This is a genomic window from Streptomyces sp. NPDC086077 (genome assembly GCF_040686175.1).
Taxonomy (GTDB): domain Bacteria; phylum Actinomycetota; class Actinomycetes; order Streptomycetales; family Streptomycetaceae; genus Streptomyces.
Genome location: NZ_JBFBJT010000227.1, coordinates 1 through 8,083, shown reverse-complemented (window position 1 = coordinate 8,083; position 8,083 = coordinate 1). Strand labels below are relative to the sequence as shown.

Annotated in this window: 6 protein-coding genes and 1 pseudogene; 2 read left to right on the top strand and 5 right to left on the bottom strand. The window is 70.6% G+C overall.

What is annotated here, in order from left to right:
* Positions 1 to 241 precede the first annotated feature (241 nt).
* The gene (gene hemB, locus AB0O67_RS35255) at positions 242 to 1,240 is read left to right on the top strand and encodes a porphobilinogen synthase (RefSeq protein WP_365459499.1); all 999 of its coding nucleotides are present in this window, start codon (positions 242 to 244) and stop codon (positions 1,238 to 1,240) included.
* On the opposite strand, the pseudogene AB0O67_RS35250 reads toward hemB, so the two are convergent.
* From AB0O67_RS35250 to argS, 5 genes and pseudogenes are all read right to left on the bottom strand, one after another.
* Positions 1,237 to 1,509 (bottom strand): annotated as a pseudogene (locus AB0O67_RS35250) (DUF4232 domain-containing protein); the annotation flags it as partial. The gene hemB and the pseudogene AB0O67_RS35250 overlap by 4 nt on opposite strands.
* A gap of 93 nt (positions 1,510 to 1,602) precedes the next feature.
* Entirely contained in the window at positions 1,603 to 3,078 is a 1,476-nt protein-coding gene (locus AB0O67_RS35245; protein ID WP_365459496.1) for a glutamate--cysteine ligase, read from the bottom strand.
* 62 nt (positions 3,079 to 3,140) lie between these two features.
* Positions 3,141 to 3,395, bottom strand: a complete 255-nt coding sequence (locus AB0O67_RS35240; protein WP_365459493.1) for an EF-hand domain-containing protein — start codon at positions 3,393 to 3,395, stop codon at positions 3,141 to 3,143.
* A gap of 31 nt (positions 3,396 to 3,426) precedes the next feature.
* Positions 3,427 to 4,179, bottom strand: coding sequence for a DUF4253 domain-containing protein (locus tag AB0O67_RS35235; protein WP_365459490.1), 753 nt, complete (start codon positions 4,177 to 4,179; stop codon positions 3,427 to 3,429).
* A 132-nt stretch (positions 4,180 to 4,311) separates the two neighbouring features.
* Positions 4,312 to 6,078 (bottom strand): arginine--tRNA ligase, encoded by a 1,767-nt coding sequence (argS, locus tag AB0O67_RS35230; protein ID WP_365459487.1) that lies wholly within the window; start codon positions 6,076 to 6,078, stop codon positions 4,312 to 4,314.
* 220 nt (positions 6,079 to 6,298) lie between these two features.
* Here argS and lysS point away from each other — a divergent pair, with 220 nt between their 5' ends.
* Positions 6,299 to 8,041: a lysine--tRNA ligase gene (gene lysS, locus AB0O67_RS35225; protein WP_365459484.1), complete on the top strand. Its 1,743-nt coding sequence runs from the start codon at positions 6,299 to 6,301 to the stop codon at positions 8,039 to 8,041.
* Positions 8,042 to 8,083: the final 42 nt, after the last annotated feature.

Genomic DNA, 8,083 nt, shown 5'->3' with positions numbered 1-8,083 from the left:
CCGGGCCCCTCGGCCGCGGGGGCGGGGCGCTCGGCGGCGGCTACCACGTGGGGGGCGGGGTGTGCGCGCGCGCGCCGCCCTGGGGCGGCCCCGCCGTCGTGCCTGCGGCGGCCTGTGCGGGTGTGCCGGGCTGCTGAAGCACCTGCCGGCTGTGGGCGGGTGCGGCGCCGCGGCGGCGGGCGGTGCTCGTCCGACGTCGCGTCGGCAAAGGCGGTCGGGCGGCGGGCGTAGCGTAGAGCGCATGACGAAGTACGGTTCCTTTCCCGGTGCGCGGCCGCGGCGGCTGCGGACTTCTCCCGTCATGCGGCGCATGGTTGCCGAGACCCGGCTGCATCCGGCCGACCTCATCCTGCCCGCGTTCGTGCGGGAGGGGGTGAGTGAGCCGGTGGCCATCGCGGCCATGCCCGGGGTGGTGCAGCACACCCGGGACAGTCTGAAGAAGGCCGCCGCCGAGGCGGTGGCCGCCGGGGTCTCCGGGATCATGCTGTTCGGGGTGCCGGAGGAGTCGAAGAAGGATGCGCTCGGTACGCCGGGGACCGATCCCGACGGCATTCTCCAGGTGGCTCTGCGGGATGTGCGGGCCGAGGTGGGGGACGAGCTGCTCGTGATGTCCGATCTGTGTCTCGACGAGACCACCGATCACGGACACTGCGGTGTGCTGGACGAGTTCGGGCGCGTCGACAACGACGCGACCCTTGAGCGGTATGCCGAGATGGCTCAGGTCCAGGCCGACGCCGGGGCCCACGTGGTGGGGCCGAGCGGGATGATGGACGGGCAGATCGGGGTCGTCCGGGACGCGCTGGACCAGATCGGGCGCGAGGACGTGGCCGTGCTGGCCTACACCGCCAAGTACGCGTCGGCCTTCTACGGGCCCTTCCGCGAGGCTGTCGGCTCGTCGTTGCAGGGGGACCGGAAGACGTATCAGCAGGATCCCGCCAACGCTCGGGAGTCGCTGCGGGAGCTGGCCCTCGATCTGGAGGAGGGGGCCGACATGGTGATGGTGAAGCCGGCCGGGCCCTATCTGGACATTCTGGCGCGCGTCGCGGACGCCGTGGACGTGCCGGTCGTCGCGTATCAGATCTCCGGTGAGTACTCGATGATCGAGGCCGCCGCAGAGAAGGGCTGGATCGACCGGGAGCGGGCGATCCTGGAGGCGCTGACCGGTATCAAGCGGGCCGGGGCGCGGAACATCCTCACCTACTGGGCCACCGAGGTGGCCCAGCGGTTGAACAGGGCCTAGCAGAGAGCGGCGTCCGCCGTCGACTGCCAGTAGGGGACCCGCAGGGAGCTGTCGGAGGCGCCGCCGGAGCTGTTCGGGGTCCTGCCCTGCAAGGCGACCGTGAGCCGGCTGCCGGTGGTGCCGCCCTCGCCGCTGCCGTCGGCCGCGGCGAGCAGGACGCCCGCGTAGCCAAACTCGCCTGGGGCCAGGGTCGGGACGGCCTGCGGCTTGGTCTCCGCGATCGGCTGGGGGACCCACTGCATCTCGTCGAAGCGGAGCACCGGGTAGTGCCGTTCACCGTGGCCCTCGACGGGGCGCGGCCCCAGGTGGTGGCCGGCGCCGAGAAGTGGGACACGGCCGTGACGGGCTAGGCACGCGCGGTGTCAGTCGACCGGCCAGGTGTGCGCCGGGGCGTTGAGATGCATGTAGTCGATGTAGAGCTCTGTCATCCGGCGCAGGGCCTCGTGACGGCCGGCGGCGGAGGCCGTCATCCGGTGAAACATCTCCTTCTGCCAGAGGGCGCCGTTGCGGGCGGTGACGCACCGCTGCTCGATGATGCCGAGCAGGGGCTCGCGCCAGGCGTCGTCCATGCCGGAGAGCTCCAGGCCGCGGTGGGCGAGGGGGAGCAGCCGCCGCAGGACGAGTTCGGTCACCGGCACCTCCCCCATCCCGGGCCAGTACAGCCGTGCGTCGATGCCGTGCCGGGCCGCCGTGTGCAGGTTCTCCTCGGCGGCCGCGAAGGACATCCGGGACCACACGGGCCGTTCCTCCTCCACCAGGGCACGGGTGAGGCCGTAGTAGAACGCGCCGTTGGCGAGGGTGTCGGCGACGGTCGGGCCGGCGGGCAGCACCCGGTTCTCCACCCGCACGTGCGGCTTGTCGTGGGCGATGGCGTAGACCGGACGGTTCCAGCGGTAGACGGTGCCGTTGTGCAGGGTGAGCTCGCCGAGGTCGGGGATGTCGCCCTGCTCCAGCGTCTCCAGGGGGTCCTGGTCCTCGCACAGGGGCAGCAGGGCGGGGAAGTAGCGCAGGTTCTCCTCGAAGAGGTCGAAGACGCTGTTGATCCACCGCTCGCCGAACCACACCCGGGGGCGTACCCCCTGCACCTTGATCTCCTGCGGGCGGGTGTCGGTCGCCTGCTCGAACAGGGGGATACGCGTCTCGTGCCACAGCTCCTTGCCGAACAGGAACGGCGCGTTGGCAGCCAGCGCGACCTGGATGCCGGAGATGGCCTGCGCCGCGTTCCAGTAGCCGGGGAACTCCTCCGGCGAGACCTGGAGGTGGAACTGGGTGCTGGTGCACGCGGCTTCCGGCGTGATCGTGTCGGCGTACGTCCGCAGCCGGTCGACGCCGTCGACCTCGAGCCGCAGGTCCTCGCCCCGGGCCGCGAAGACCTGGTCGTTGAGCAGCCGGTAGCGCGGGTTCTCGGACAGCGCGCGCTCACCGGCGTGCTCCTGCTGGAGCGTGGGAAGGATGCCGATCATGATCAGATGAGCGCCGACCGACCTGGCGCGTTCGTCGGCGTGGTTGAGCGCGGCGCGGACCTCGGTCTCCCAGGAGTCCGGGCCGCCCTCGGTCAGCCGGCGGGGCGGAACGTTGATCTCCAGGTTGAAGCGGCCCAGCTCGGTGGACCACGCGGGATCCGCGATCGCCTCCAGTACGTCGCTGTTGCGCATCGCCGGCTCGGCGTGGTCGTCCACCAGGTTCAGCTCGATCTCCAGGCCGACCTGCGGACGCTCGGACTCGAACCGCGCCTCGCGGAGCATCACGGCGAACGCGTCGAGGCACTGCTGCACCTTGATCCGGTACCGGCGGCGGTCCTCACGGGTGAAGACGACCGCCGGGACATCTCGTCCCATCGAGCCTCCCGAGTGCCCTCGGTCACGTGCTGTATCCAGCGTCGCACCAGGTGCGGGAGATGTCAGCGCCAGCCGAAAAGGCGGTCCACGACCACGGAGAACTCCTCCAGGGTGAGTACGGAGTCCCCGTTCTGGTCGGCCGCGTCGAACAGCGCGGAGGAGGCGTCGGCGTCCCGCACGCCCCAGAACGGCAGCACGCCCGAGGCGGCCAGCGTCGGGCCCTTGGTCCGCAGGGCGGTGATGACCTCCTCGCGGGTCAGCGTGCCGTTCCTGTCCAGGTCGAGCGCCTCGAACAGCTTCCTGGCCTTGTCGCTCATCGTGTCGCCCCGTTCTCGTGCCGGATGTGGCTCAGTCCCACCAGAAGGACCAGAATTCCCGGTCGATGAGTTGCTCCGCGTAAGCATCCAAGGTGGGCAAGCCGCTCCGGTCGACGTCGTCCGGGCAGAAGGCGTAGTGCTCGGCCGTCACCGCCCGCGCCGCCTCGGGGGTGGTGGGTGGTGCCGCGACGGAGACGATCAGCTGGTCGGAGGTGAGCGCGACGACCCGTATGCCGAAGCGGTCCTCCCAGGAGCGGAGCACCGCGCAGAGGCGGGCAACGTCGTCCTCGTGGTTCACGGGGCCCGACCAGCCGATCGCCGCCGCGATGTCCGCGCTGCGGCGGGCGGGGACCAGGGCGAGGCGGGGCTCCTTGAGCCAGGTCCCGTCCGTCAGCAGGTGCTCGGCGAGGTCCGTGGCCACCGCGTCGGGGTCGGGGCCGGCGGGTTCGGGTTCCGGTGCCAGGCCCGGCCAGTCGTCGTCCGCCAGGTCCTCCCAGTACTCGGCCAGCACCTCCTCCGGGTCGTGATCCCCGGGGTACGAGGCCGCGTCGGGCACCAGCTCCCAGCGCTCGGGACCGCCCTGGCTGCCGCCGACGTCGATGAGGAGCGGGATGAGCCCCGCGGCGCGGGCCTTGCCGAACGCCGCCCAGTCGCCCGGGGCCGCGACCGCGTCCGCGTGCCAGAGGAGGGTGCCGGTCAGCCTGCCGGGCGGGAGGCCGAGACCGAGGGCGCGACCGGTGGGATCGGCGGCGAGCTTCGGCAGCGCGTTGGGCAGGGTGGCCATCGGTCAGCGAATCCCCTGGCTCGACGTGAACCACTGAAGCGCTCGGGTGCTCATTGCTCTCCTGGCGGGCGATCCAGCAGGCCCACGGAATCCTGAGGCGGTCAGGGACTGCGCCCGCAGCCGGGACAGGTCTCAGAGCCGCTCAGGCGTCCTGATGCCCAGCAGGGCCATGCCCTGGTGGAGGGTGCGGGCCGTGAGGTCGCAGAGGAACAGGCGGTTCTCGATCTGGGCCGGGCTCTCCGCCTTCAGGACCGGGCACTTGTCGTAGAACGACGTGTACAGCGACGCCAGTTGGTACAGGTACGCCGTCATCTTGTGCGGGGCGTACTCCGTGGCCGCCTCCGCCACCGTCTCCGCGAACGCGTCCACGTGCAGGCCGAGTGCGCGCTCCGCCTCGTGGAGGGCGAGCTCCGGGTGGGGCTGCGGGCGGGTCTCGCCGGCCTTGCGCAGGATCGACCGGATACGGGCGTACGCGTACTGGAGGTAGACCGAGGTGTCGCCGTTCAGCGAGACCATCTGGTCCAGGTCGAACTTGTAGTCACGGTTCGCCGAGGTGGACAGGTCGGCGTACTTCACCGCGCCGATGCCCACCTGGGCGCCGCGCTCGGCGATCTCCTCCTCGGAGAGCTGGTCCTGGGTGTCCTTCTCCCGCACCACCGCCGTGGCGCGGTCGATCGCCTCGTCCAGGAGGTCGACCAGGCGGACCGTCTCGCCCTCACGGGTCTTGAAGGGCTTGCCGTCCTTGCCGAGGACCGTGCCGAAGGCCAGCTGGTACGCCTTCACGTCCTCGTCGTTCAGCCAGCCGGCCTTGCGGGCCGTCTCGAAGACCATCTTGAAGTGCAGGGACTGCCGGGCGTCCACGACGTAGAGCAGGCTGTTCGCCTTCAGGTTGAAGACGCGGTCGCGCACCGCGGAGAGGTCGGTCGCCGCGTAGCCGTAGCCGCCGTCCGACTTCTGCACGATCAGCGGGACCGGGTTGCCGTCCGGGCCCTTGATGTCGTCGAAGAAGACGCAGAGGGCCCCTTCGGAGCGGACCGCCACGCCCGACTCCTCCAGGAGGCGGCAGGTCTCCGCGAGCATGTCGTTGTAGCCGGACTCGCCGATGATGTCCGGGTCGCGGACCTCCATGTCCAGCTTCTCGAAGACCGAGAAGAAATAGATCTTCGACTCGTCCACGAACTTCTGCCACATGGCGAGCGTGTGCGGGTCGCCGGCCTGGAGGTCGACGACGCGGCGGCGCGCCCTCGTCTTGAACTCCTCGTCGGAGTCGAACAGTTTGCGGGCGGACTTGTAGAGGCGGTCGAGGTTCGACATCGCCTCCTCGCCGCTGACCTCGGAGGCCTCGTGGTCCAGCTCGTGCGGGTGCTCGTCGAGGTACTGGATGAGCATGCCGAACTGGGTGCCCCAGTCGCCGATGTGGTGCCTGCGCACGACGTTCTCGCCGGTGAACTCCAGGAGCTGGACGACCGCGTCGCCGATCACCGCGGAGCGCAGGTGACCGACGTGCATCTCCTTGGCCACGTTCGGCTGGGCGTAGTCGATGACCGTCGTGCCGGGCGCGTCCGCGTAGGGGACACCGAGGCGCGCGGTGTCCGCGTACCGAGCGGCCAGGATCTCCGTGATCGCCTTGTCGGTGATCGTGATGTTGAGGAAGCCGGGGCCGGAGACCTCGATGTCCTTGATCACGTCGCCGGTGGTGATCCGTGCGACGACCTGGGTGGCCAGCTCGCGCGGGTTGGCCTTGGCCTTCTTGGCGAGCGCCAGGATCCCGTTGGCCTGGAAGTCGGCCCTGTCGCTGCGTCGGAGCAGGGGGTCCGCGTCCGTCTCCGGCAGGGCGGCGGAGATGGCGGAGGTGAGCTGCTGTTCGACGGAGGCGCTGAGGGACGTGACCGAGGCCATGGAGTGGGTGCCGTTCTCCTCGTGGGTTCAGATAGACACGGTCAGTATCCCACGGGGGGTGAAGCGGTTTTCCGGCCGCGGAGCGGTGGGGGCTGATCGGGCCCACGCGGCGGAGCCGCACAGGGGTACGGTCCCGCGCCCCTTGAGAGGCGGCTCAGCCGCCTAGACTGGGGGCGCAGCCGCTTTGACCGTACCGGCTGCCCGACGCAGAAAGAAGGACGTGCCGATCGTGGCTCTGAGCACCGAGACCACCGACTGGGTCTCCCGTTTCGCGGATGAGGTCATCGAGGAGTCGGAGCGTCGGGCCCCGGGCAAACCCGTTGTCGTCGCGTCCGGGCTCTCGCCCTCCGGCCCCATTCACCTGGGGAACCTGCGGGAGGTCATGACCCCGCACCTCGTGGCCGACGAGATCCGGCGGCGGGGACTGGAGGTCCGGCATCTGATCTCGTGGGACGACTACGACCGGTACCGGAAGGTGCCCGCCGGTGTCACCGGGGTCGACGAGTCCTGGGGCGAGCACATCGGCAAGCCGCTGACCTCCGTGCCGGCGCCCGCCGGCTCGCCGCACGCGAACTGGGCCGAGCACTTCAAGGCGGCCATGGTCGAGGCGCTGGGCGAGCTGGGCGTCGAGTTCGACGGGATCAGCCAGACCGAGCAGTACACCTCCGGGGTGTACCGCGAGCAGATCCTGCACGCCATGCGGCACCGCGGCGACATCGACGCCGTGCTCGCGCAGTACCGGACCAAGCCCAAGGGCGGGAAGAAGCCGCAGCAGAAGCCCGTCGACGAGGCCGAGATCGAGGCCGCGGAGGGGTCCGGGGCGGCGAACGAGGACGACGGCAGCTCCGGTTCCGCCGGGTACTTCCCGTACAAGCCCTACTGCGGCAACTGCGAGAAGGACCTCACCACCGTCACCTCCTACGACGACAACACCACCGAGCTGACGTACGCCTGCACGGCCTGCGGCTTCTCCGAGACCGTCCGGCTGAACGAGTTCAACCGGGGCAAGCTGGTCTGGAAGGTCGACTGGCCGATGCGGTGGGCCTTCGAGGGCGTCGTCTTCGAGCCCAGCGGTGTCGACCACTCGTCCCCGGGGTCCAGCTTCCAGGTGGGCGGCCAGATCGTCGGGATCTTCGGCGGCAAGCAGCCGATCGGCCCGATGTACGCGTTCGTAGGGATCTCCGGGATGGCGAAGATGTCGTCCTCCCGGGGCGGCGTGCCCACTCCGGCCGACGCGCTGAAGATCATGGAGCCGCAGCTGCTGCGCTGGCTGTACGCCCGGCGCAGGCCCAACCAGTCGTTCAAGATCGCCTTCGACCAGGAGATCCAGCGGCTCTACGACGAGTGGGACAAGCTCGACGCCAAGGTGGCCGACGGCTCCGCGCTGCCGGCCGACATCGCCGCGCACTCCCGCGCGGTGCGCACGGCCGCCGGTGACCTGCCCGCCACCCCGCGGCCGATGCCGTACCGGACCCTCGCGTCCGTCGCCGACATCACCGCCGGGCACGCGGACCAGGCGCTGCGGATCCTGAGCGAGCTGGAGCCCGACAAGCCCCTCGGTTCGCTCGACGAGGTGCGGCCGCGCTACGACAAGGCCGAGGCGTGGATCAACACACAGGTCCCCGCCGACCAGCGCACCATCGTGCGCGAGGAGCCCGACGCCGAGCTGCTCAAGTCGCTCGACGAGCCGTCCCAGCGGTCGGTGCGGCTGCTGCTCGACGGACTGGCCGCGCATTGGTCGCTGGACGGGCTGACCCACCTGGTCTACGGGGTGCCCAAGGTCCAGGCCGGGTTCTCCGCCGACGCCACGCCGAAGGAGCTGCCGCCGGAGATCAAGACCGCGCAGCGGACGTTCTTCGCGCTCCTGTACCACCTGCTGGTGGGCCGGGACACCGGGCCGCGGCTGCCCACCCTGCTGCTGGCGGTGGGCCAGGAGCGGGTGCGGCGCCTGCTCGGGGAGTAGTAACGGCGCTTCGACGACGATGGGGGCGCCCGGCGATCGCCG